The following is a 21,951-nucleotide window of genomic DNA, read 5'->3' as shown; positions in this document are numbered from 1 at the left end:
GTATTAATTTTTATTCAGTAAATTTCCCTAGAAACATTGGCGTACTCAGATAACGTTCCCCAAAAGAAGGTTGTATCATCACGATTAAACGCCCTGCATTTTCCGGACGTTGAGCAACTTGTATTGCTGCACACAAAGCCGCACCAGAAGAAATACCAGACAATAAACCCTCCTCCCTGGCTAATCTTCGACCGAAAGCCATTGCTTGCTCATCACTCACTTTTATCACTTCATCTATGAAATCTCTGCGGAGAACCTCTGGGATAAATCCCGCACCAATACCTTGAATTTTATGAGATCCTGGTTCACCACCAGATAAAATAGGGCTGTTCGCTGGTTCTACTGCGATCGCTTTAAAACTTGGCTTACGTTCTTTAATAACTTCCGCAATTCCAGTAATTGTTCCACCCGTACCAACACCTGCAATAATAAAATCCACTTCCCCATCTGTATCCGCCCAAATTTCAAGAGCCGTGGTTTGTTTGTGAATTTTGGGATTAGCTGGATTGCAGAACTGTTGTAACATGAAAGCGCCAGGAGTGTTGGCAACAATTTCTTCTGCTTTGCGAATTGCTCCGCGCATCCCCTCAGTTCCCGGAGTCAATTCCAAAGAAGCACCATAAGCTTGTAACATAGCACGTCGTTCCAGGCTCATAGTTTCAGGCATAGTTAGAATTAAACGATAGCCACGTGCTGCTGCTACCATAGCTAGCCCAATCCCCGTATTACCAGATGTAGGCTCAACTAAAATATTTTTTCCTGGCGCAATCAACCCCCCTTCCTCTGCTGCTTTTATCATACTTGCAGCAATACGGTCTTTTACGGACGCGGCGGGATTCATCCCCTCCAATTTCACCACAATTCGAGCCACACATCCTTCAGACTGAGGTATTTTGTTTAACTGAACTAAAGGAGTCCGTCCAATAACTTCTGTAACATCACGAGCAATTCGCATCAATCCGCTCCTATAAATAAACCTTGTTGTTTCCCCTCACCCTAACCCACTCCCTCAAGAAGAGGGGAATGGATTTCGTTTCCTTTCTCTCTCAACGGAGTTGGGAATGGATTTCGTCTCCTTTCTCTCTCAACGGAGTTGGGTTGGGGATGAGGACAACCCAACCTACCTATTAAGGTTATTTCTATATAGAAATTAAGCTGTAGCGAATGAGTGCATAGCAAAAAAACTTGAGTACACAAATGCTAGAACCCCACCTTAGAAAAACTAGTACCCACCAGCCAAAACACCAGCACCCATAACCCAAAATAATTTTAAAACTCTTATTTAGTAAAAACTCCAACCCCTGAGTACAACTCTAATTAATTTAATTAACTTGATCCGGTTGAGTGAAACTATTCTAAAACAGCCCTCCTGATATAAAAGCTATAGGATTTACGCAGAGATTCCCCTCTACCCCCCTATATTCTAAAGCGAAAGCCAAGGAAATAGGGGGGGCTTCTTCAAACAGTTAACCATTAACTACTAACTGTTAACTGATATATGAAATCTAGATTTGTTCAATTCTTCACAGTCTGTTTTGTAACTTTCGTCGTACTTTCTCCAGCGCTAGTTGTGTTTAGCATAATTTGGGAACGACACACAGAGCTAGTGCAAATACGGTCATTAGGTTGTGAAATCGAGCGGAGTCGTGAAAACTCAGTTCAATTAGCACCCATGCAAAAAGGTACAAACTCTTATTCTGACAAATCTCAAACACAATTATTTGATACTAAATTTACCAACCAATCCCTAATTTCTTTAGAAAAGTATCAAATTGTTAAAATATTACAATTTATTTTTTTATTCTTTCCTATCTTTATAGGAGTGTTCGTTATTTTATACGACAAGTATCTTATTTATCGAACAGTTACTTTTCAGCAACAAGTAGAAATGCTGGAAAGAATTTGGCAACAAAATATTGAGCAATAAAAACCTATGTCAGAACAAATTTCGGAACCAACTTCAGAGCAATCTTTAGAAGAACGTCACAAACTGTATTGCGAACTTATTGACAAATTACTCCGCTGTCCTAACGGTCAAGAACCAGAAGTTTTAGAAGCCCATTTAGAATTAATTGATGCTGGTTTAATACAAACAATGTTACAGGTAGCAACTGGATTTGCACACCAAGGCAATCAGGATGGTGCAAAATTTCTCATTCATGTTACAAAAGAACTTTCCAAACAACTCGGATTCTATCCTGAAATTCCAAATTCCACAGAAGAAGGAAAGGAGTAACAAAGAACAATGCTATTGACTGAAATTGACGCAGGACTCATCGCGTTAGAATTTCTCATGGCTGAGTGGAATATCTCAGATGAGGACAGACAGTGGTTCGTCATTGTTAATTCTCGTCTTACTGGTCAGTCTTGGTATGTTGTGGAACTGTCTGTCGCAGGGTTACCCGATCGCTGGTACATTCAAGTCTACGACACTGGAGCATGCGATCCAGACTATACATTTGTCTCTCCTATTCGTGGTTTGGAAGGGTACGCTGACCTAAAAGATTTGCCATATCTTGTCGCTGAGGTTTTGGTATCAGAACGTAACACTCGGTAAGCAGTGACCAGTGACCAGTGACCAGTGACCAGTGACCAGTGACCGGATAATTTATCAATTTGTAATTCGTAATTAAAGGAATTCAATTACGAATTACAAATTTTATCGGTTGTTCTATAGACATCTTATTTGAAATCTATGTAGTTGGTGGGCAATGCCCACCAACAAATAAATATGGTGGGCATTGCCTTCAAAAATAAATATGGTGGACAATGCCCACCCTACTTAAGAAATAAATTATTAAATTTGTAATTCTTTCAATTATTTGTCATATAAATATAACAAATATATGTTATATTAGATAAAGTGATAATCCCTACAAATGTCACATTTTCTAATGATTAGTGAAGACATTCTAACCCAAGAATTTCTCCGGGTCGTCAATCACTATTACCCAAAAGTAGGGGAATTATTAGACGGTTGCTATGTGAAAGTTATCTCTACTTACTGGGGACGACCTCCCAAACGCTTGCTCTATTTAGGAATTTATTGCTCTGACAACATAATGCACCACGTGCAATCTCACAAGGAAATACTCCGAGAAGTTGCAGAAAACATGGGGCTAGTTCAGGTAGTTTTCCTAAATGCAACGCGACTGCTACGCGATCCAATGTCCAAGCTGAAAGAAGCACATCCACGCTTGTGGTTGGATTTGCACTGGGTTTCCACCTAGGAAGAAAAAATGACGCTTGCAATGAAAACTGGACTTTTCTGTAACTACGAAAACTATCACCAAAACTCGCGTCTTGCTATTAAAGAGCAAGTTACGGTAGTACAATATGCTGAAAGTCTGGGTTTTGAAGAAGCCTGGATCTCAGAGCATCATTTCAATGAATTCAATCTCAGCCCATCAATTTTGGTGTTGATAGCACACTTAGCAGGTGTGACTTCAACAATCAAGCTGGGTACGGCTGCGGTTTTGCTACCGTTTCATAACCCGATCCGAGTGGCGGAAGACATTGCTACACTGGACAATCTGTGTGATGGAAGGCTCTTGTTTGGAGTCGCCAAAGGGGGACCATTTCCAGATCAAAACAAGCACTTCGCCATACCTATGAGTGAATCCCGCCCCAAAATGCTTGAGGCGATGGCTTTGATTCATCAGCTTTTGTATGAAACGGATGTATCGTTCAAGGGACGGTATTATCAGTGCGATCGCATTACAGTTTACCCAAAGCCATTGCAAAAAAAAGTTCCAGTTTATATCGCAAGCGGTAATGACGATGCTATTGCTTTCGCCGCACAACATTCCTTTGCTTTGATGGGAGGACCCCCGTTTTCCCTAGAAAGATTGAAGAAAACAGTTACTCAATATCGGGCCTTAAATTCCGGCGGTACTGAAAACTTGATGCTAGCACGCTTTTTCTATGTCGCTAAGACTGATGATGAAGCCGTCAACGAGGCTTTACCTTTCATCCGTAAATTCAGTATGAAAATGAAAGCCAACACCGCTCAAGTTCTACAGAACAGCCCAAATCAGAACCTGAAACCCTTCGATCGCACAAACATCTGTTTTGATGAGGACTACTTAATTGAGAACTCTATCATTGGAGACGTTAAAACTTGTCGCGATAAAATCAAAAGATTTCAGGATGAACTTAATTTAGGGACCTTAGCACTGAAACCTTCATCTTTTAGTTTGCAAAAGAACCTAGAGAGTTTAACGCGCTACAACCAAGAAGTGCGGAACTACGTCTAGAACTTAAACTTAAGGCACTTAAATTAACCGTATTCTATTAGCTAGAAGGGGTATATTATGATGAAGAGACCCTTCCTCCCCCCGGAAGATATGCCACCCACAGAAGCAACGCAAATAGATAGAATCCTGCGCTCGCAACTAGAACAGTCTACCGGTAGATGCTTCTTTGAAGCGTGCGATCGCGTTACGCGAGCGTTACTATATAGTTGTCAGTGGTATATCACCACAAACGATGGCATTTTAACCCTAGTTATTGACTGTCCCGATATAGTTACGTATTGGCATATAGTCAGCAATATTCCACAAATAGGAAATCGGCTAGAGAGGTTTGCTAGTAATGCAAAAATTACTGTTCATCCTCCCTTTGGCAAAGGCGCACCAATTGAAGTGAGTGTGAATGAGATATCGGCTTATAGAGATTGGCTTTAATCAGTGACCAGTAACCAGTGACCAGTGACCGATAATAATAGGTTACTGGTTATTGTTGTGAAACCCAAATTAATTTTTTATTCCTCTTTCAATACTTGTCGGTTAAGCCTAAAAATACGAAAACACGCAGGTAGGTTGGGTTGAGGAACGAAACCCAACATTTACTGGTTATTGTTTTGAGATTTACAGTTGACGAAACCGCCAGATGAAAGCAATGGATGCAACTCCTAGCCCTATTGCTTGTCCAATCCACAAGCCCACGCCACCCAAACCAAATTGGAAACCTAGCAGATAGCCACTAGTCAAACCAACTCCCCAGTAAGCAAAAAAGCTGAGTAACATGGGGATGCGAGTGTCTTGAAGCCCTTGCAGTGCGCCATTAGCAGTTCTTTGGACTCCATCTACAATTTCTCCTGAAGCTACTACAAACAGCATAGGGACAGCAATTGATAAAACTTTTGCATTTGCAGGATCGCGCAAATCGATAAATAATCCTACTATGTGTTGAGGAAAGATTAATACTGCGATCGCTATGAGTGTCATCACTCCTGCACCTAAAACCATGCTAATGTATCCAGCTTGTTTGGCTGCTTTTATATTGTGTTGTCCAAACCATTGACCAACTCTCACCGTTGTAGCATACGACATTCCCAATGGAATCATGTAAAAAATGCCTACGGTTTGTAAAACAATTTGGTGTGCTGCCAAAATCTCAGTTCCTAAAGCACCCATTAAGAATGTAACGACATTAAACATTCCGTACTCTATAGCTGTGGCTATACCAATTGGCGCACCAAGCCAAAGTAATTGCCGAATAATGAATGGTTTAATTTGATGTAACGATTGAAAAATACAGTAAGTTTTAAGTTGTTTATGCCAGAGAATGTAGACGATTAGAGACAAAAACCTTCCCCAAAAACTGAGAGCGCTAGTCAATGCCAAACCCACCAATCCCATTTTTGGAAAACCAAACATACCTAGCCCTAGTGCATAATTGCCTACAATATCAAACAACGTCCAAGCGATCGCAATGACCATTACCGGACGAGCTTGAAATACACTAGCTACTAGACTTCTCAGTACGGTAAACCCCAAAGCAGGAAATATTCCCCAAAGTGCTACATCTAGATATTCATTTGCTAGAAAAGCCGTTCTAGAAGTTTGTCCGAGATGAAGCATGAGCGCATCCAAATTTCCGACAATCGGCATCAAAGATATTGTTAGGACGACTGATATCCATAATCCCTGACGTGTTATTTGCGTAACTTGTAATTTATCTCCCGCACCATGCGCTGCTGCTACAAGAGGACTGACTCCCACCACCATGCTAGTTGCGGTGTTTAACAGCGTCATAAAGGTTATGGAGGCTAATCCACCTGCTGCTAAAGTGTCTTGTCCTAATCTACCCATAACGACAGTATCGGCAAAACCCGTAACAGATTGGGCAAGTTGAGCGCTGACTAATGGGATAGCAAGTTTAAGAAATTCCTGAATTTCAGTCCGAACATTAGAGCGATCGGTGAAAAAAGTCATGACAAAATATCTAGAACTGTATATGGCGCGTGAAGCAATTGAAACCAGTTTAGAAAAATGCTCCACATCCAACTATACGATTCTTGTGTAACTATCAAAATCTTGCAATTAATTTTCAGCGCATTTACCAGCTTACAGGCATGACACTGAAAGCCCATAGAATTCTGACATGAGATGTACAGACAACATTACAGAAACACAGCCGCTCACAGTCCATAGAATGCTATGATTAGAAAAATAGAGATAAATACAATACTATGAGTAGCATTAACTGTATACAAGAAATCTTAGACGAATTACCACCAGATTCACAACAGCAAGTCAGAGAATTTGCTGAGTTTTTTCTGAATAAACACCGCGCCTCCACTAAACCTTTAGAGTTAAAATGGGCGGGGGCATTGCGGAATCATAAAAACCTTTCTGATCGAGATTTACAACGTGAAGTTTTATGACCCAAGCTTTATCAAAAACAGTAACATTTGATGAATTCATTGAATGGTATCCAGAAAATTCAGAACACAAATACGAATTACATGATGGTGTAATTGTTGAAATGCCTAAACCAACAGGACCGCATTCAGAAGTAGCAGGGTTACTCAACGGTGAGTTATTTATAGAAATTCGTCGTTCTTCACTACCTTACTTCATTCCTAAAGAATGTGTTATTAAACCAAGAGACAATGGTGGTTATGAACCCGATATCATTGTTTTAGATAAACAACAAGTTGCTAATCATGAATCCCGTTGGAAAAAGGAGTCTATCATTACACGAGGTGATTCTGTTCGACTCATAGTTGAAGTGGTTTCAACCAACTGGGAGGACGATTACGCTTTGAAATTAGAGGAATATGAATCGTTCGGCATTTCCGAATACTGGATTGTAGATTACCTTGCTCTTGGTGGTAGGCGATTTATTGGCAATCCCAAGCAAAAAACTATTTCAGTTTACTCATTAGTTGAGAGTATTTATCAACTTAATCAGTTTAGAGGTGACGATCTCATTGTGTCTTCAACATTTCCTGGACTAACTTTAACTGCAAGACAAGTTTTTGATGCAGGTAGTTAGTATACCGTAAGTTTGGTCAGATTCCCGACTTGTAGGGGCGCAATGCCTTACGCCCCTACCGTGGGTGATGATGGTTCTCATTCGTTAAAAAATCAAACGTAGCGGCGCTAAAAATGCTCACTATGACATATCTGACGATTTCTGTCAATGCCTAAATCTTATAAACTCAATTATTCCACCAACAGAATCCTTAAGGAAGTCAGGAATCTAACTTTTCACAAATGATTTAGGGTTGCTATATTTGCAAGTTTACTTAATAACCAGCTATACCAATTATCTAATCCCGTACCAGTCAAAGCGGAAACTTGGAAAATCCGAATGTGAGGATTAACTTGTTGAGCGTACTCTATACAGCGCTGAACATCAAACTGTACGTAGGGTAGTAAATCAATTTTAGTAAGAATCATCACCTCACTTGCACGAAAGATATGAGGATATTTGATTGGTTTGTCTTCTCCTTCCGTGACTGAGAGAACCACAGCTTTAGCATTTTCACCCAAATCAAATAAAGCGGGACACACTAAATTACCTACATTCTCAATCATCACAACTGAATTCAACGGAGGATTGAGTTGTTGTAGTCCTCGGTCTACCATTGCTGCTTCTAAATGACACCCCGTTCCCGTATTGATTTGTACAACCTTACAACCTGTTTCTTGAATTTTTTTAGCGTCGTTAGCAGTTTCTTGATCGCCTTCAATGACACTAACGGTTAATTGGTGCTTTAAATCATTGATAGTTCTAGTTAACAAAGTTGTTTTTCCTGCACCCGGAGAACTCATAAGATTTAAAGCCAGAATATTTCGACCTTTAAACCAACCTCGATTTTGTGCTGCTATCAGGTTATTTTTTGCTAAAATATCTTGCTCTAATGATATTGTTGTGCAATGAGTTTTGGCATGAATGTGATAAGCTTCTGTCAAACTATCGCGATCGTGGGTATGAGAATGGGAAATGACTGTTCCATCCGGTAGAGTGTGAGTGTGAAAATGTGGATGAGCATTTCCGTTACCAGATATTGCTTGTACTTCCTCCGTTTCAGGATCAGTCATTGTGACTTCAGCATCGTCAGAACAACCACAAGTTACACACATAAATAATTTAAAATAAAAACTTCACAATTAAATTTCTATCTCTTTGATTTTTAATTCTGTACCTGCTATTACATCTAAATGTATGCTGCCACACTGACAATTTCCAAAAGGCTTTTCCAGAGTAACTTCCGAGCCACATTGGCAACATCGTGCTAATCCCAAAGGTTCCAGAATTTCTAACGTTGCACCTTCTAAAACAGTTCCTTGAGTACAAACATCAAAACAAAATCTCACAGCATCAGGCATAATGGCTGAAAGTTTTCCAATTTCTAGTAAAACTCGTTGCACTTTTTGACCTTGAGCGTGTTCGGATACAATGGCGACAATGTTTTGAGTAATTCCTAACTCATGCATAATGGTTATTAATCATAAAATTAACCCGCGTAGGCGGGTTTTGATTGTATAGCCACGAATTCTATTCGTTTGGGCTGATAGTCTTCTGAAAAGGTTTGGGTGAATATAATTCACCATTAGACAAACGAAGTCAGAATTCTCGGATTAAGTGACATTTTTTAAGAACTCTTTATCAAAAATTATCAATTTCTTTATAAGAATAAAGTTCGATAAACTACAAATGTTAAAATTTTTGACACTCACTAAGCTAAAAGAATGATCCTTAACACTCAAAAAGAAGATTTTAGCTATGCTTATGTCTATGCTGTCACAGCTGCTGCTGGCTATTCCTTACAAGCAGCCACACGTAGATTAGATGATAGCGGCATTGATGCCACTATTACCGTACCGGGAAAACTCAACTCCAAACGACTGCCAAGGTTTGATATACAAATTAAATCCACATCCCAAGATGTAACTAAAGAAACATTTATCAAATACCCACTCAGCATCAAAAACTACGATGAACTTCGGGAAGATGACCCCTTCGTACCGCAACTCTTAATCCTGGTTCTGATTCCGGACGATATTAACGACTGGTTATCTCAAGCGGAAGAATCCCTGTGCTTGAAACGGTGTGGTAAGGAGCGATCGCTACGCGGACAACCCCCAGTTAACAATCTTTCGACCATCACCATTGACATTAAGCGTCAAAATAAGTAAGGCGGCGTAAATAATTATCACTAGGTTGTAGTTGTGGTACATGCGCTAAAGCGCTACTACGAGCCAAATACAAAGATTTGACTTTTCGTTACATAGCTTGGTTTTTTCTCGCCGACTTACTTATATTTAGCCCCAACTCACTTCTTATGATAATGGAACGCATCGCTAATGGATAAAAATTATGATAACTATTATCTCAGATGTAGAAAAATTAAGATATCTAGATCCCCAACAAGTAGAGACTTATCTTCGATCGCATGGTTGGCATCAACAACAACCCAAGGGTGATAAGGCTGACCTTTGGACTCTAGACGATTTTGAAATCCTACTCCCCCTCAAACCAGAAATTGTTGACTTTAAGAGGCGGATGGCAGAAGTGTTAGAAACCCTTGCCTTAGCAGAGAATCGCTCTCAGATTGAGATTTTTAGCTCGCTCGTTACTAATGCACCCAACATTACCATTCAAGGATTAGTCACACACATTGAAACACCATTTGCTGACAAGATGAGTGGGGAAATTATGTTATTTGGCGTAGTTGTTGATAGGTTGCGTCCAATCAAAACAGAATTAGTTGACCGTGACTATATAATAGCTATCAAAGCATATCAAGAGCGATTACCAGTCCTTTGTACGGGCGATTTAATCAAAGAAAACGGTATATTTATTCTCAAAAATTCCTGCAATTTTCAGTTAGATAGTAACTCTCAGTAAAATTTCTTTACCTCCAGAACACACTATGCACTCTGCTCCTATGGAGCAAGCTGAATCACTACCCGTTGATTGAGAGCGCCAGCAATTTTTTGCAGCATTGAAAGGGAGTGTCCTTCGTAATCACCGTCTTCAAGCCGTGCGATCGCAGACTGTTTTGTACCAACAAGTTCAGCAAGCTGTTTCTGTGTTAACCCAGCTTTTATTCTGGCTTCATAAATTAGTTGTGCTACAAGAGCATTCATGGAAGCTTCCTCTACTAATGCCTCAAGATCGGGGTCGCTGCTGGTCATTTTGTCAATGATTTTTATGGCATCGCTAATCTTGGTCATCTTCTTGTTCCTCTACGTAGGTGTGGGCTTCTGGGTTTTCTTCAAATAAAAGTTTTCGTGCGATCGCTCGTTCAATATCAATTGGAGGTAATTACATAATCAACGTGTTGGTGAATTGCTTGCGTAATCAACGTGTTGGTGAATTGCTTGCGCTTGAACTTCGCTATAGCCCAAGCGCTCATATATCGGTTGCGGAAGGGCGCTGCTGCATTTATGGAATGATTAAAAATTTTAGTTTTTGTTACCTTATGATAAAAATCGATAATATCACCTAGTATATTTGGTGGAAATAGCTGTTCAGGTAGTTTACAATCAGCATCGAGAATTCTAGCATTTTGAATCTAACAAACAGCTTTTTCTTTACCACTGCGCGGTACAAAATTCTTGCAGTACCATGTGATGCCGCAGTTTTTCCCTGGGTATGACAGTGACTAGGGGTTAGAAGCTGTTACTTAATCTCTATACAAGTCTATACATTGCTCTTCAAAAATGATGAGCTTTTGATCTTTGTCGTTCGGCTAATATACGGTTTTCTCTACTTACTACATGGTCTAATTTTAGTTATATTTAGACCATAGAGTGAAATAAAGGCTATGCCACAACGAGATAGATGGTTTAAAGTTTTACTAACTCAACAAGAGTTAGATAAATTACAAGCTCATGCTGAATTGCAAGGTTGGAATATGTCTCAAGCATTTAGAGAATGGATTAAAGGATTGCCATGTTACTCGGATACAAAACAGAATTAAAAATTAATAATCAACAGAGCACAGAATTTTTAAAACATTGTGGTGTTGCACGTCATGCTTGGAATTGGGGACTGGGATTAACCAAGCAAATCCTTGATTGGAATCAGGCTAATCCTACAGAAAGAATCAAGTTTCCCACAGCTATTGACTTGCATAAATGGTTAGTAGCATTGATAAAACCTGAGTGTCCTTGGTATTACGAATGCTCTAAATCTACACCACAACAAGCATTGATGGCTTTAAGGTTAGCGTGGAAAAAGTGTTTTGAGAAAAAAGCAGGAGTGCCTAAGTTCAAGAAAAAAGGTAAACATGATTCATTCACTTTAGAAGGCACAGTTAAAATCACAGGCAATAACAAGATTCAAGTCCCTGTAATTGGTGTCCTCAAAACCTACGAGCGCTTACCTCAAGTTGAACCAAAATCAGTAACTATTAGTCGTGAAGCTGATAGATGGTTTATCTCTTTTAGATTTGATGTTGAAGCTCCTAATGTTCAGTTGGAAGATCTTTAGTTTTTTCCTACTGTAGGTGTTGACCTGGGAGTTTTAAACTTAGCAACCTTGTCTACTGGAGAAGTTATAGCAGGAGCCAAATCATACAAAAAGTTCCAAGACAAGTTAGCCAGAATGCAATGGTTGAATCGCCATAAAGTTAAAGGTTCAGCTAACTGGAAAAAAGCCAATATCCAAATCGCTAGATTGCACAGAAAAATTGCCAACATCCGTAAAGATACATTACATAAGTTGACTACACTATTAGCCAAAAACCACGGCCTTGTAGTTATTGAAGATTTAAATGTTTCAGGCATGATGGCAAACCAGAAACTGGCAGCAAGCATTCAAGATATGGGATTTTTTGAGTTCCGTAGACAGTTGACTTACAAGTGTGAGCTTTTTGGTACAAAACTTGTCATTGCTGATAGGTGGTTCCCTAGTTCTAAAACTTGTTCCAATTGCGGAACTATTAAAAAAGAACTCTCCTTAAAAGAGAGAGTCTTCAATTGTGATTGTGGTCTTAGTCTTAATAGAGACTTGAACGCTGCAATCAATCTAAAAAACTATTCGTCCATCGCTGCTAGTTAGGCAGTGTGAGCCTGTGGACTGGTTGAGTGCCGACACCGCCAGAGTGAAGCAGGAATTAAGCATCAAAGCTCTGTTAGTCCAATGACGAAGAATGACTAGCAATGAGTAGTTTTGAGTAGGTCTTATGTAACGGAAGATTGAACCGTTTACTGCTTGGCAGTTCACTCAGAGCGGAAGGTTCTGATACTAAGGGAGCAGGTTGGCTGCGCTCTTCTGGCTTTTCTTTCTGACTTTTTTTAGTGATATTCTCTAACTGGTCAGCTAAGAGTATGTGTCCCTTGCTACGCTCTTCTTCAATCACTAGTTGTGTGAGCTTATCAATCGCCTCTCGATCTGAAAGAGCGATCGCTTTAAACAGTCTCTTGAGAAGCTCTGCTTTCATTTCGCCTCTCAGTGTAATACAGTAACTTTTTTATTTTAATGCAATTGTACTAATTTAGAGTATGCATAATCAAGTATAGCGCGATAGGGCTTTAGCCGTTGAGCCTTCGGCTTATCCTCTAGTCCTCTAACCTTAGATTACAGCCATTTTCAGGAAATAGACCACAGCCGTAGGGGCGCAAGGCATTGCGCCCTTACAAACGGTGTGGTTCATTTAGGTGAAAACTGCTGTAAGTTATATAGAATTGAGAGGACGTAGGGAATTGGTTGTTCTCCCCTAGCCCCTTGTCTCCTCCTCAATTCCGCCGCCTGTTTGCCGTGCTTGGAGCCTTTTGCTGTGAATTCTCAACCTTGGGTTTTTGATACTTCCCTGGGTACTTCTTGTGAAAATATTCTTCCATCACTTGCAACACTATTGGAGCAGAAACGCTACCGCCGCCTCCACCAGAGTGTTCGGCAAATGCTAACACTACAATCTCTGGCTTATCAGCTGGCGCATATGCTCCAAACCAAGCGTGGTTGGCTTTCTCTCTCCCCTTCCATGCTTCGGCTGTACCGCTTTTACCAGCAGCCGGAGGAATTGTTTCTACCCTGAGAGCAGCACCCGTACCTTCAGATACCACCTTCCGCAATCCATCACGGAGAACTTTGATGGTGGATGGTTTCATATTTAAGGATGTGCGCCACTTAGATGCTTCTTCGTTATCTTTGAGCAAATGGGGCTTGACTCGATATCCACCATTGGCTGGAACAGCAAACATCGCCGCAACTTGTAACGGTGTGGTTTGTAAAGCACCTTGACCGATAGACATATTGATACTGTCGCCTACTGTCCAAGGCATTTTCCACACTCTTTGCTTCCATGCTTCGTCTGGAACGTTACCTTTGGCTTCTTCGGCTTCAAACTCAATACCTGTTTTCTCCCCAAATCCGTATTTGCGAGTCCATTCAATGAGAGTTCGACCGCCAACTCCTCGACCAATTTGGTAGAAAAAGGTGTCGCTACTCCATGCTAAAGCACCTGCAAATCCTAACGGACCAAATCCTTTATGATTCCACTCACCGAAAGTTACTCCACCAACAGTGAGAGAACCAAAGGTCTGTAGCACTGTGCTTGGAGAGTATTTTCCTGACTCTAACCCAGCCGTTGCAGTGACAACTTTGAAAGTACTAGCAGGTGGGTAAACACTGCTGACTGCACGATTGAGCAAAGGAAAGCCTTTTCCTTGTACGCTGTCCCAATCTTTTTTGGAAAGTCTTTGCTTGGAGAAAATATTTGGATCGAAACCGGGGTGAGATACCATTGCTAAAACACCACCAGTATTTGGGTCAAGCGCTACAACAGCACCGTTGCGACCTTTTAACGCTTTTTCTGCTGCTAGTTGTGCGTTGAGATCTAAAGTTAAATGAAGGTCATTACCCGATTTGGCTTGTTTTTCTCCCAATACGCGTATCGATCGCCCTCTACTATCGACTTCTACTTGCTGACCGCCCCATTCACCTCGTAATGTTTTTTCATACGCCTTTTCTACTCCCATTTGACCAATCACATCGCCGAGTCGGTAACCGTCTTTTTTCCGTTCTTCCAACTGTTCGGCTGTAAGTTCTCGTGTATAACCCAATACGTGAGCTAAAGCTTGCCCGTGAGGATAATAACGTACTGCTTCCGTATGAACATCAACACCTGGTAGTTCGTTTTCATACTCTTTTAAAGCAGTGATTTCCGCTTCGTTGAGGTCGCGAGCAATCCGCACGAGAGAAGAATTAGCGCCAGCCTCTTCTAATTTATCGACAATTTCTTCTTCGGTCATACCGAGAATTTTTGACAAGCGCGGACTCACAACCGACCATGCTGGTTTTGTGTGTGCCATTGGCCACAAGTATACAGAACGGGGATAGCGAGTTGTGGCTATGACTTTACCATTGCGATCGAAGATGTTACCTCGTTCTGGTTGTTTGGGGATCATCCGCACCCGGTTTGACTCTGCTCTTTTCCGAAGTTCTGGACCTTCAAGGACTTGTAAGTAAGCCAAGCGAGCACCAATACCCGTAACTAATAATAAAGCTAGCAATATAAAAGATAAGGGCTGATATGACCGCCCAACAGTACGTATATCTCTTTCTTTTGTTGGCTGAGAAGATTGCAACAAAGTCATAATAACTAAAACATAAGAATTGCAAGACTAGCGTTATCTGTATACGATGACGCTTAGCCCAGATCCGAAAAAATTAGGTCACTGGTCACTGGTCAGGTGAAAAGCTGAGTCACTGCTGGCTTAGTTACTTTCCCCATAGCGTTGCGAGGTAATTCTTCAACTGACAGAATTCGGGTTGGGACTTTGTAAACAGCCAATCGCTCTTTTGCCCAACTCCTAAAAGTTTCCAATGTTAACCGATCTGACTGTTGCAAGACTAACGCCGCACAAACTCGTTCGCCCCATTCTGGATCTTTAATCCCAACCACTGCACATTCTTGAATATCTGGATGAGTTCGCAACACTTCCTCAATTTCCAGTGCTGAAACTTTATACCCTCCTGTTTTGATAATATCCACGCTCATCCTTCCTAAAATGCGGTAGTTACCGTTCTCAACTACGGCAAGATCCCCAGTCAAAAACCAGCCATCTTGGAAGGCTTTTGCTGTTGCTTCTTGGTTTTGCCAATATTCCAGAAACACCCCAGGTCCTTTGACTTGGATCTCTCCTGGTGTCCCCGGTGGAACTACCTCTCCACTTTCGTCCACTAATCTGACTTCCACTTGAGGGAGAGGCTTCCCCACATATCCCGCATACCGTTGACCGTGTAAAGGGTTTGATAGCGCCATGCCAATTTCAGTCATGCCATAACGCTCAAGCAGAAAGTGGTTGCTGATGGTCTTCCATTTTTCTAAAACTTGAACTGGTAACGCTGCTGAGCCAGAAACCATCAGTCGCATTTTGGCACAGCCTTCTGACATCGTTTGTTGGCGATCGCTAGAAGCCGCTTCCCAAGCAGCAATTAACTTGACATAAATCGTAGGGACTGCCATAAATAGGGTTAATTCACCCTGAGAAATTCGGTTCCAAACGATATCGGCATCAAATTTGCTCAGTATATGGCACTCCGCCCCAGCCCATAAAGCACACGTCAGTACGTTAATAATCCCGTGAATGTGATGTAATGGGAGTACGTGTAGAATGCGATCGCTCAATGTCCATCCCCATGCAGCAATCAAGCTAGTCACTTGAGCTTGAATATTGTAATGAGTCGTCACCACACCTTTGGGTTTACCTGTTGTACCGCTCGTGTAGAGAATTAATGCGCGTCTGGCGATCTCTACTTCAGGGAGGCGACCAACATTAAATGATAGCATTTCTGAAGTCAGGAGAAATCGCAAATTGTGTGCTTCAGCGATGGGGCGCAGTGTATCCTCAAAATTCGGATGGGCAACGATAATCGATGCTCTTGAATGTGCGATCGCATACTCCAATTCCGGGCGCGGGTGGGAATTACACAGAGGTACGGCTATTCCCCCCGCCCGCCAAATTCCCCACTGAGTGGCTGCATACTGAAATCCAGGCGGAATGAGGAAAGCAACACGCTGCTCTTGTAAATCTTCTGCATCCTGAAGCAGACTTGTTGCGATTTGACTGGAGGTGTGGAGCAAATCCCGGTAAGTAAATGCTCCTTCAGTTGTCGCGATCGCTATTTTCTCGTTGTGTTCTTCAGCACGAGTTATCAATGGGAGATTCATATTTTTTTACCGATTTACAGCAATTTTCGCTTTTATTAGACCACATGGAGTGGGGTGGGCGTCCTCGCCCGCCCTCTATGATGTACGGGCGGGGACGCCCGTACCACAAGAGCATAGTGTGGTTCATTTATTTGAAAACTGGTGTAAGCTAGCCACTGGCGGTTTAGGAGGACACCAGAAGAGGTTTTTGCTAGATACACCAAGGGATTCAAGAATTCCTCGCATCACATCTGTGCAGTACATCCAGTGACCTAAATCCTCATACATCCAATCAGGGTTAAACTCCAGATCGGAATGTAGCACGTTGGGAAGGTCTGAAAACTCATGACTGGATTGGGGAGAAAGGAGCAAGAGGTGAAATGGCTTCCCCTGACATTGTTTTTCCAGCTTATTAACCAGATCTATAACACCACCTCGGTCAGCAATACCCGTGCGGACGAAAAGCGCCTTATCACAGTTTTGGATCGTGTAGCAAAATCGTTCAGAGCGTGCTGTGTAGCGAACGCGCATGCGTTCAAAAACAGGAGACAAATCGTGAAGGGGATTGTCTGTGTCCTCGACTTCATGAGCAAAAGACAAACCCGTCCACTTGCTGTGATAAATTCTGTTTGCGTCTGGATTGTAATGTAGGAAGCGGGGGTTCCACATATCATAAAAACGGTTTTCAATCATATCCGCAACATCTGCAATATTTGTAGTGCGGGTTAGATCGAAGGGAAAAGCGGGACCATCATACTCCATCTTGTATAACATCATCCGCACAGCACAGCGATCGCCCACCGGGATAATTGCAACACGGCTGATATCCGATAATTTGCATTTGTATTGGAACACCACAGCAGACCGGGCTGGTACTTTTACCCGGCTTTCCAAGCCATGGCTACCAATCATCATGGTGCGGAAAGGGATATCGGGATAAAATGGATCTTCATAAACACCCCCTGGCATGGCTTTCAGTACGCTACGTACTTCTTGCCACATAGGATGGATGTTGTACTCGTGGTCTGATTCGTTAATGACCCAAAGGTGATGCTCGTCCTCTTGCACAATTCCCAATTGCTCGTTATGAAACAAAACTTGTGAGTTGTGTGGCGAAAAGACATTGAAAGCGGCACTGTATTCCAGGTTAGCACCAGGGGGAATATCTACTGTAGTTTCGATAGTGCCATCCTCTTGGACAGCAAAGAAAGGGAGTATTCCTTGTTGAGCAGATTTCGCAATGTAGACACCCGGTATCAATCCTGCCTTACTTTGCAGTGTAGTTTGCAGTTCCTGCCAATAGGGAGCGATGGTGTAGCTGTACGGTGATGAATTGACAATCCGCAAACGCTTTTCTTCAATACAGGCAGAGATTTGGAAGCCCGCATTGTCAAAGTAAATAGGGGCTTTGTTCAATTGCTGGAAACTTTGTTTTTCTTTTGCCAACTCCTCTTTGTCGATCTCAAACAAGCGCAAGTCAATCGCCTGATACATGAGGCGATGACCTATGATGTTGGGGTGAGATGGATCGAAGGATGTCCCCGCCTTCCAATTTCCTTGCCCATCATCCAGGATTGCCAACCAATCCAGTACCAGAACGTCCCAATTGAGCATCCGGTTGTGCGTCCCCTTGAGCACCCAGTAATGCTCGGAATTATAGTTGCCATGAGGATAAACTCCGCCCAGAATTGGACGTGCTCCTATTTCCCGTGTCATTTTCACAAGCTGCTGCAAGCCACTTTCAAACCGCCTTTGGATTGTCCGTCGTTCGTGAGGCTGACAATAAGCTAACCCTTCGTTACCCAGAGACAGGGCAATAATCACGACATCCGGTTTTTCTGGCGTAACGACTGATGGAAAGCGCTCGATTGTTCTGCCGACATTTGCCCCCACCTCCGACACATTCACAAGTTGATGTCCGTATGTTTGTTGCAAAGCCTGTCCCAACAGCCAAGCCCAACCTTTCAACAACCAAGCTTTATGACCTAGTGCAACGGAACTGCCAACAACAACGATTTTTAGTCCTTCAGATCTTTCTTTCAAAGCCGTCTTAACAGGAGGTTCCTCGACGTACCCAAAGGGATAAGGCTGCAAATAACTAAATGCACCATCATCCACAACAATAGTAGTGTATTGGTCTGCTCTGTCAATTGGTATCCAACGGTTTGCCCCAAGAGCTTCCCATCGTGCGTTGCCTTTGGAATCTAGAAGTACATATTTATACTCAATCTTCTGGCGATCGCTTAACACTTGTCCTGCAGCCATTAAGGGAGTGGCTGATTCTAAAATTGACCGAAAGTCGATTTTCGTATCTGTCCACCATAATGGATAGCGATCGGCACTTGTACGAAGGCGAACACATTTCGTCACATTCCACAATCCCAATTCGGGAGTAGAACCGACGAGACCGATAGATTCGCCCGTTTGCGTGTATGCACTAATCTGGAATTGATACATAAATTTTTTGCTAAGTTAAAAATATAGGACGCCAGACACCGAAGGCTGAATCTTCTAAGGGGTTAGGGGTTAGGGGAAAGAGAGATTTACTTTCACCTTAAAGTTACCTATAAGATTTAGGATAAAGGTTGATATTTAAGAACTGGTAATGATGCCAACAATATACTGTCCTTAAATTTCATTTTTAACATTAAGAATTGTGAAGCGCCTTTATCCCTCCGTTATGGGCTTTCAATGCTTCCAACAGACCAATGACTTAAATTATCTAAGTGCTTACGTTTTTAGTCAGCAACTACTGTACTTTTCAAAATTCCCAATATTTTCCCTACCTGACTGATAAAATATTCATTAAAATCTATCTCTATAGTTTTCCCTTTCAAACGCAAAAATCTCCAGTTAGTTCCAGTCGTTACTACACCATAAATCGTGCTAATTTGGTTTTCTTTAACTTCATTAAAAATTTGAGCAGCTATCATTTCTGCCATACATTGTGCCAAACCAGATTGAATATTGTCATTTTTGGCTTCCACTAGAGTCACAACTGGTGCTTCGATAACAATTTGCTCTGAAGAAAGGCTAATTAAGAAACCACAAAATCCATTTAATCCTTTTGTAACATCTACAGTAAAGTCTTTGCCAGAAAATATACTTATTTTTGATGCCAGTTGTCTTTTGATTTCTACTAAAATAGGCATGACAATCAGCTCAGAACGTGCTTTTTCAGTGTCGATCGCCAATGCTAGAGGTAAATATTCTTTAAGAGATTGGGCAAGAAAATCACTGTAGTTTATCTCTGGTATATCAGCAAAAATTCCAAATTGCTCAGATATAACTATCCCAAAGTTATTTTTAATTTGTTCGATAGTAAATTGACTATATGGCATAAATTTTTCCGGGGTTGCCTCATAGCGGCGCTCAAACTCAGCACGAGTTAAGCGATCGCCACTCTCTAAGGGCATGAGATATTATGAAGGAGTTAACAGAAGTAGCATAGCGATTGGGAGTCAGGTATGCAACATCACCTGAACTAAGATTTCCGTTAGCTGTTGAAAGAGACCTTCCAATCCTTCACTTCTTCGCCACTATCATCCAGGCACTTAATTGCCGACTTAGGGACTTCCAAATAAAAAAATATCCAACTTTCTCTTGTGGTGCGGGCGTCCCGCCCGCCACTTATATAGGACGGGCGAGGGCGCCCGTACCACAAGATTGGATAATTTATTTCTTGGAAATCCCTTAATCCAATGATTACTTTGGAGTAGTATAAGGATACCATATTTTTCTAGGCACAATTATTCTGTGAAACACAGTTTGTCAACGCGGTCAAATAATTTGGCAAACGACAAAACGAGCGTGGAGGGATTTGAACCCCCGACCAACAGAACCGGAATCTGTTGCTCTATCCACTGAGCTACACGCCCACATCTTCTCGTAGTATAGCACTTTTATGCTAACTTTGCAGCCAATCTATACCATTTTGGATTTTAGATTTTGGATTTTAGATTGAAAACGCCTCACTTGGGCTTGATTCTACCTAACTCTCTCTTGCAAACATTTTTTCAATTGGTGGTTTTAGAGGAAATTCATGGGGTTAACTGGCGCACCATTTTTTCTCACTTCAAAGTGGAGGTGGGGACCAGTTGATAATCCTGTCGAACCCACAGATGCGATCGCTTGTCCTCGCTCTACTGTTTGTCCTTCAGAAACAAACAACTCGCTGCTATGACCGTAAAGAGTTGAGATCCCATTCCCGTGGTTAATAATCACAGCCCTACCATAACCACCATACCATCCAGCAAAAATGACCGTTCCAGAATCGGCAGCACGAATTGTACTACCATAACTAGCAGCAAAATCTAACCCAGCATGAAAGCGACGATACCCAAGCACCGGGTGTGTCCGCCAACCAAAGGAACTGCTTGTCGGACCATTACTAGGATAAGCAAAAATACCAGTTCCACGAATAATAACGCTGTTACGACTGTTTGTTTTCAGTCTCTCTTCTTCTTCTGCAACCTTTTGCTGAATTAACGATTCCAAAGCCTGAGAATCTCTCTCAAGTTGACTTTCTGCTGCTGCTAGGGCTAAGCGATCGCTGTTCAGACGTTGTATTAAGTCCCCTTGCAACTGCGCTTGTGTTTGATAATCGGCTTTTTGAGCATACAATTGCTGACGAATCAAGTCTATTTCGTTTCTTTGCTGTTCTACCTGTGTTTTTTGAGCATTCAGCCAATTTGCTTCTTTAGTCAGTTTTGCCAAAACTTGTCGATCGGCTTTATAAACTAACTTCAACTGACTGCGACGATCTAAAAAATCATTCAGGTTTTGACTTTGCAGCAAAACTCCCCATCCTTGGCTGAGACGATTCCGTTGGAGAAAGCGCAGACGAGCAACAGTTGCTTCTTGACGTTGCTGATAGGAGACTTCCGCTGTTGCTAGATCGGCTTGCAATTGCTGTAGCCGTTGAATCGCCCTTTGCAATCGAAATTCACTATCTTGAATTTGAACATCAGTTGTTTGCAGGTTTTGTTCCAAACCGTTGAGGCGATTTTGTGCTGCTTCTTGCAAATTATTCAAGCGCTGGTGTTCTTGAGTTACGCTTTGACGCTGTACGTCAACCATTTGTTGCTGCTGGCGCAACGAGTTAATTGTATGAGTTGCTTCTGTAGTGGCTGCATGACTTTGTGCTGGAATAAATATCAAACTAATCCATAAAATGCAGAAAACTGCAAGAAGAAATATAAATTGACCGATACAATCCTCCCAACCCTTCTTGGAAAAGAAGGGAGAGCGAGGCATTTTCTGGTGTTTTTTGGGTAATGGCACTCTCATGCTGTTGACCGAGCTAAATAATGACTGCAAACATCAGGAGTATTGTTCCCAAAATATTGCCCAATCTCTCACAAACCCATTATTTTCAATTTTTCAATTTGTTCTCGCGCTTTTTTCCCGGCTCAAAATTCGTTGTTCAGTAGTCAATATTTCTACTACCTTCAAGAACACTAACAATTCATTCTTGAGATAGATGAAGAGCTAACTATTAGTGTTTAAACTCTTAGTATAGCAATAAAAAAATCAAAACAATTTTTTTTGAA

23 protein-coding genes, 1 tRNA gene and 1 pseudogene are annotated in these 21,951 nt (G+C 41.6%); 13 read left to right on the top strand and 12 right to left on the bottom strand.

All coding sequences use genetic code 11. From position 1 onward, the window contains the following. Window positions 1–10: 10 nt before the first annotated feature. The gene (gene cysK / locus WA1_RS05035; RefSeq protein WP_017743139.1) at window positions 11–955 is read right to left on the bottom strand and encodes a cysteine synthase A; all 945 of its coding nucleotides are present in this window, start codon (window positions 953–955) and stop codon (window positions 11–13) included. A gap of 543 nt (window positions 956–1,498) precedes the next feature. Between cysK and WA1_RS05030 the strand changes: the two genes are divergently transcribed. From WA1_RS05030 to WA1_RS05005, 6 genes are all read left to right on the top strand, one after another. Next, complete coding sequence (locus tag WA1_RS05030) at window positions 1,499–1,927, top strand: hypothetical protein (protein WP_017743140.1); 429 nt, start codon at window positions 1,499–1,501, stop codon at window positions 1,925–1,927. Between the two features lie 6 nt (window positions 1,928–1,933). Further along, window positions 1,934–2,236 (top strand): hypothetical protein, encoded by a 303-nt coding sequence (locus WA1_RS05025; protein WP_017743141.1) that lies wholly within the window; start codon window positions 1,934–1,936, stop codon window positions 2,234–2,236. A 9-nt stretch (window positions 2,237–2,245) separates the two neighbouring features. Continuing rightward, complete coding sequence (locus tag WA1_RS05020) at window positions 2,246–2,557, top strand: hypothetical protein (RefSeq protein ID WP_017743142.1); 312 nt, start codon at window positions 2,246–2,248, stop codon at window positions 2,555–2,557. Between the two features lie 337 nt (window positions 2,558–2,894). Then, window positions 2,895–3,230, top strand: coding sequence for a hypothetical protein (locus WA1_RS05015; protein WP_017743143.1), 336 nt, complete (start codon window positions 2,895–2,897; stop codon window positions 3,228–3,230). 21 nt (window positions 3,231–3,251) lie between these two features. After that, complete coding sequence (locus WA1_RS05010) at window positions 3,252–4,256, top strand: LLM class flavin-dependent oxidoreductase (RefSeq protein ID WP_026134621.1); 1,005 nt, start codon at window positions 3,252–3,254, stop codon at window positions 4,254–4,256. A gap of 57 nt (window positions 4,257–4,313) precedes the next feature. After that, window positions 4,314–4,685 carry a hypothetical protein gene (locus tag WA1_RS05005; protein WP_026134622.1) on the top strand — a complete coding sequence of 124 codons (372 nt, stop codon included), beginning with the start codon at window positions 4,314–4,316 and terminating at the stop codon, window positions 4,683–4,685. A 183-nt stretch (window positions 4,686–4,868) separates the two neighbouring features. On the opposite strand, the gene WA1_RS05000 is transcribed toward WA1_RS05005, so the two are convergent. Continuing rightward, the gene (locus WA1_RS05000) at window positions 4,869–6,218 is read right to left on the bottom strand and encodes an MATE family efflux transporter (protein WP_017743146.1); all 1,350 of its coding nucleotides are present in this window, start codon (window positions 6,216–6,218) and stop codon (window positions 4,869–4,871) included. A 257-nt stretch (window positions 6,219–6,475) separates the two neighbouring features. Here WA1_RS05000 and WA1_RS04995 point away from each other — a divergent pair, with 257 nt between their 5' ends. After that, window positions 6,476–6,670, top strand: coding sequence for a DUF2281 domain-containing protein (locus WA1_RS04995; RefSeq protein ID WP_017743147.1), 195 nt, complete (start codon window positions 6,476–6,478; stop codon window positions 6,668–6,670). Continuing rightward, entirely contained in the window at window positions 6,667–7,284 is a 618-nt protein-coding gene (locus tag WA1_RS04990; RefSeq protein ID WP_017743148.1) for a Uma2 family endonuclease, read from the top strand. The genes WA1_RS04995 and WA1_RS04990 overlap by 4 nt, the downstream gene beginning before the upstream one ends. Window positions 7,285–7,499: 215 nt before the next feature. Here the strand turns inward: WA1_RS04990 and hypB are convergent, their stop codons facing one another. Further along, a complete protein-coding gene (gene hypB, locus WA1_RS04985; protein ID WP_017743149.1) occupies window positions 7,500–8,378 on the bottom strand; it encodes a hydrogenase nickel incorporation protein HypB in 879 nt (292 codons plus the stop codon). 27 nt (window positions 8,379–8,405) lie between these two features. Beyond that, window positions 8,406–8,732, bottom strand: a complete 327-nt coding sequence (hypA, locus tag WA1_RS04980) for a hydrogenase maturation nickel metallochaperone HypA (RefSeq protein ID WP_017743150.1) — start codon at window positions 8,730–8,732, stop codon at window positions 8,406–8,408. A 255-nt stretch (window positions 8,733–8,987) separates the two neighbouring features. On the opposite strand from hypA, the gene WA1_RS04975 reads away from it, so the two are divergent. Together WA1_RS04975 and WA1_RS04970 are read left to right on the top strand one after the other, a co-directional pair. Continuing rightward, entirely contained in the window at window positions 8,988–9,434 is a 447-nt protein-coding gene (locus WA1_RS04975; protein ID WP_017743151.1) for a DUF4365 domain-containing protein, read from the top strand. A gap of 181 nt (window positions 9,435–9,615) precedes the next feature. Further along, entirely contained in the window at window positions 9,616–10,146 is a 531-nt protein-coding gene (locus WA1_RS04970) for a hypothetical protein (RefSeq protein ID WP_017743152.1), read from the top strand. Between the two features lie 38 nt (window positions 10,147–10,184). Here the strand turns inward: WA1_RS04970 and WA1_RS04965 are convergent, their stop codons facing one another. Further along, complete coding sequence (locus WA1_RS04965) at window positions 10,185–10,475, bottom strand: helix-turn-helix domain-containing protein (RefSeq protein WP_017743153.1); 291 nt, start codon at window positions 10,473–10,475, stop codon at window positions 10,185–10,187. Between the two features lie 593 nt (window positions 10,476–11,068). Here WA1_RS04965 and WA1_RS54640 point away from each other — a divergent pair. The 3 genes and pseudogenes from WA1_RS54640 to WA1_RS61275 form a co-directional block, all read left to right on the top strand. Then, window positions 11,069–11,224: a DNA-binding protein gene (locus tag WA1_RS54640; RefSeq protein WP_148662619.1), complete on the top strand. Its 156-nt coding sequence runs from the start codon at window positions 11,069–11,071 to the stop codon at window positions 11,222–11,224. Continuing rightward, complete coding sequence (locus tag WA1_RS61280; protein WP_336389796.1) at window positions 11,197–11,736, top strand: RNA-guided endonuclease InsQ/TnpB family protein; 540 nt, start codon at window positions 11,197–11,199, stop codon at window positions 11,734–11,736. Before WA1_RS54640 ends, WA1_RS61280 begins: the two co-directional genes overlap by 28 nt. 21 nt (window positions 11,737–11,757) lie before the next feature. After that, a pseudogene (locus WA1_RS61275) lies at window positions 11,758–12,306 on the top strand (RNA-guided endonuclease InsQ/TnpB family protein); the annotation flags it as partial. 73 nt (window positions 12,307–12,379) lie between these two features. Here WA1_RS61275 and WA1_RS04955 read toward each other — a convergent pair. The 7 genes from WA1_RS04955 to WA1_RS04925 all read right to left on the bottom strand — a co-directional run bounded on the left by WA1_RS04955 (window position 12,380) and on the right by WA1_RS04925 (window position 21,688). Beyond that, a complete protein-coding gene (locus WA1_RS04955; protein ID WP_066612722.1) occupies window positions 12,380–12,688 on the bottom strand; it encodes a hypothetical protein in 309 nt (102 codons plus the stop codon). 295 nt (window positions 12,689–12,983) lie between these two features. Then, window positions 12,984–14,843, bottom strand: coding sequence for a penicillin-binding protein 2 (mrdA, locus tag WA1_RS04950; protein ID WP_017743154.1), 1,860 nt, complete (start codon window positions 14,841–14,843; stop codon window positions 12,984–12,986). A gap of 92 nt (window positions 14,844–14,935) precedes the next feature. After that, window positions 14,936–16,420 (bottom strand): acyl-CoA synthetase, encoded by a 1,485-nt coding sequence (locus WA1_RS04945; RefSeq protein ID WP_017743155.1) that lies wholly within the window; start codon window positions 16,418–16,420, stop codon window positions 14,936–14,938. A 123-nt stretch (window positions 16,421–16,543) separates the two neighbouring features. Beyond that, window positions 16,544–18,856 (bottom strand): DUF1796 family putative cysteine peptidase, encoded by a 2,313-nt coding sequence (locus WA1_RS04940; RefSeq protein ID WP_017743156.1) that lies wholly within the window; start codon window positions 18,854–18,856, stop codon window positions 16,544–16,546. Between the two features lie 281 nt (window positions 18,857–19,137). Beyond that, window positions 19,138–19,740 (bottom strand): hypothetical protein, encoded by a 603-nt coding sequence (locus WA1_RS04935; RefSeq protein WP_026134623.1) that lies wholly within the window; start codon window positions 19,738–19,740, stop codon window positions 19,138–19,140. A 464-nt stretch (window positions 19,741–20,204) separates the two neighbouring features. Continuing rightward, window positions 20,205–20,277, bottom strand: a tRNA-Arg gene (locus tag WA1_RS04930). A gap of 151 nt (window positions 20,278–20,428) precedes the next feature. Beyond that, window positions 20,429–21,688, bottom strand: a complete 1,260-nt coding sequence (locus WA1_RS04925; RefSeq protein ID WP_017743158.1) for a murein hydrolase activator EnvC family protein — start codon at window positions 21,686–21,688, stop codon at window positions 20,429–20,431. Window positions 21,689–21,951: the final 263 nt, after the last annotated feature.

The organism is Scytonema hofmannii PCC 7110, from assembly GCF_000346485.2.
Classification (GTDB): Bacteria; Cyanobacteriota; Cyanobacteriia; order Cyanobacteriales; family Nostocaceae; genus Scytonema; species Scytonema hofmannii.
This window is presented reverse-complemented; position numbering and strand designations above follow the sequence as displayed.

Bases quoted from the DNA above. Each gene is read 5' to 3' on its own strand.
- WA1_RS05015 (WP_017743143.1), top strand. From the start codon at position 2,895: ATGATTAGTGAAGACATTCTAACCCAAGAATTTCTCCGGGTCGTCAAT.
- WA1_RS05010 (WP_026134621.1), top strand. From the start codon at position 3,252: ATGAAAACTGGACTTTTCTGTAACTACGAAAACTATCACCAAAACTCG.
- WA1_RS05020 (WP_017743142.1), top strand. From the start codon at position 2,246: ATGCTATTGACTGAAATTGACGCAGGACTCATCGCGTTAGAATTTCTC.
- cysK (WP_017743139.1), bottom strand. From the start codon at position 955: ATGCGAATTGCTCGTGATGTTACAGAAGTTATTGGACGGACTCCTTTA.
- WA1_RS05030 (WP_017743140.1), top strand. From the start codon at position 1,499: ATGAAATCTAGATTTGTTCAATTCTTCACAGTCTGTTTTGTAACTTTC.
- WA1_RS05000 (WP_017743146.1), bottom strand. From the start codon at position 6,218: ATGACTTTTTTCACCGATCGCTCTAATGTTCGGACTGAAATTCAGGAA.
- WA1_RS04965 (WP_017743153.1), bottom strand. From the start codon at position 10,475: ATGACCAAGATTAGCGATGCCATAAAAATCATTGACAAAATGACCAGC.
- WA1_RS04935 (WP_026134623.1), bottom strand. From the start codon at position 19,740: ATGCCATATAGTCAATTTACTATCGAACAAATTAAAAATAACTTTGGG.
- WA1_RS04940 (WP_017743156.1), bottom strand. From the start codon at position 18,856: ATGTATCAATTCCAGATTAGTGCATACACGCAAACGGGCGAATCTATC.
- hypB (WP_017743149.1), bottom strand. From the start codon at position 8,378: ATGTGTGTAACTTGTGGTTGTTCTGACGATGCTGAAGTCACAATGACT.
- WA1_RS04975 (WP_017743151.1), top strand. From the start codon at position 8,988: ATGATCCTTAACACTCAAAAAGAAGATTTTAGCTATGCTTATGTCTAT.
- WA1_RS04945 (WP_017743155.1), bottom strand. From the start codon at position 16,420: ATGAATCTCCCATTGATAACTCGTGCTGAAGAACACAACGAGAAAATA.
- WA1_RS04925 (WP_017743158.1), bottom strand. From the start codon at position 21,688: ATGAGAGTGCCATTACCCAAAAAACACCAGAAAATGCCTCGCTCTCCC.
- WA1_RS04970 (WP_017743152.1), top strand. From the start codon at position 9,616: ATGATAACTATTATCTCAGATGTAGAAAAATTAAGATATCTAGATCCC.
- WA1_RS04995 (WP_017743147.1), top strand. From the start codon at position 6,476: ATGAGTAGCATTAACTGTATACAAGAAATCTTAGACGAATTACCACCA.
- WA1_RS05025 (WP_017743141.1), top strand. From the start codon at position 1,934: ATGTCAGAACAAATTTCGGAACCAACTTCAGAGCAATCTTTAGAAGAA.
- WA1_RS54640 (WP_148662619.1), top strand. From the start codon at position 11,069: ATGCCACAACGAGATAGATGGTTTAAAGTTTTACTAACTCAACAAGAG.
- WA1_RS05005 (WP_026134622.1), top strand. From the start codon at position 4,314: ATGATGAAGAGACCCTTCCTCCCCCCGGAAGATATGCCACCCACAGAA.
- mrdA (WP_017743154.1), bottom strand. From the start codon at position 14,843: ATGACTTTGTTGCAATCTTCTCAGCCAACAAAAGAAAGAGATATACGT.
- WA1_RS04955 (WP_066612722.1), bottom strand. From the start codon at position 12,688: ATGAAAGCAGAGCTTCTCAAGAGACTGTTTAAAGCGATCGCTCTTTCA.
- WA1_RS61280 (WP_336389796.1), top strand. From the start codon at position 11,197: ATGTTACTCGGATACAAAACAGAATTAAAAATTAATAATCAACAGAGC.
- hypA (WP_017743150.1), bottom strand. From the start codon at position 8,732: ATGCATGAGTTAGGAATTACTCAAAACATTGTCGCCATTGTATCCGAA.
- WA1_RS04990 (WP_017743148.1), top strand. From the start codon at position 6,667: ATGACCCAAGCTTTATCAAAAACAGTAACATTTGATGAATTCATTGAA.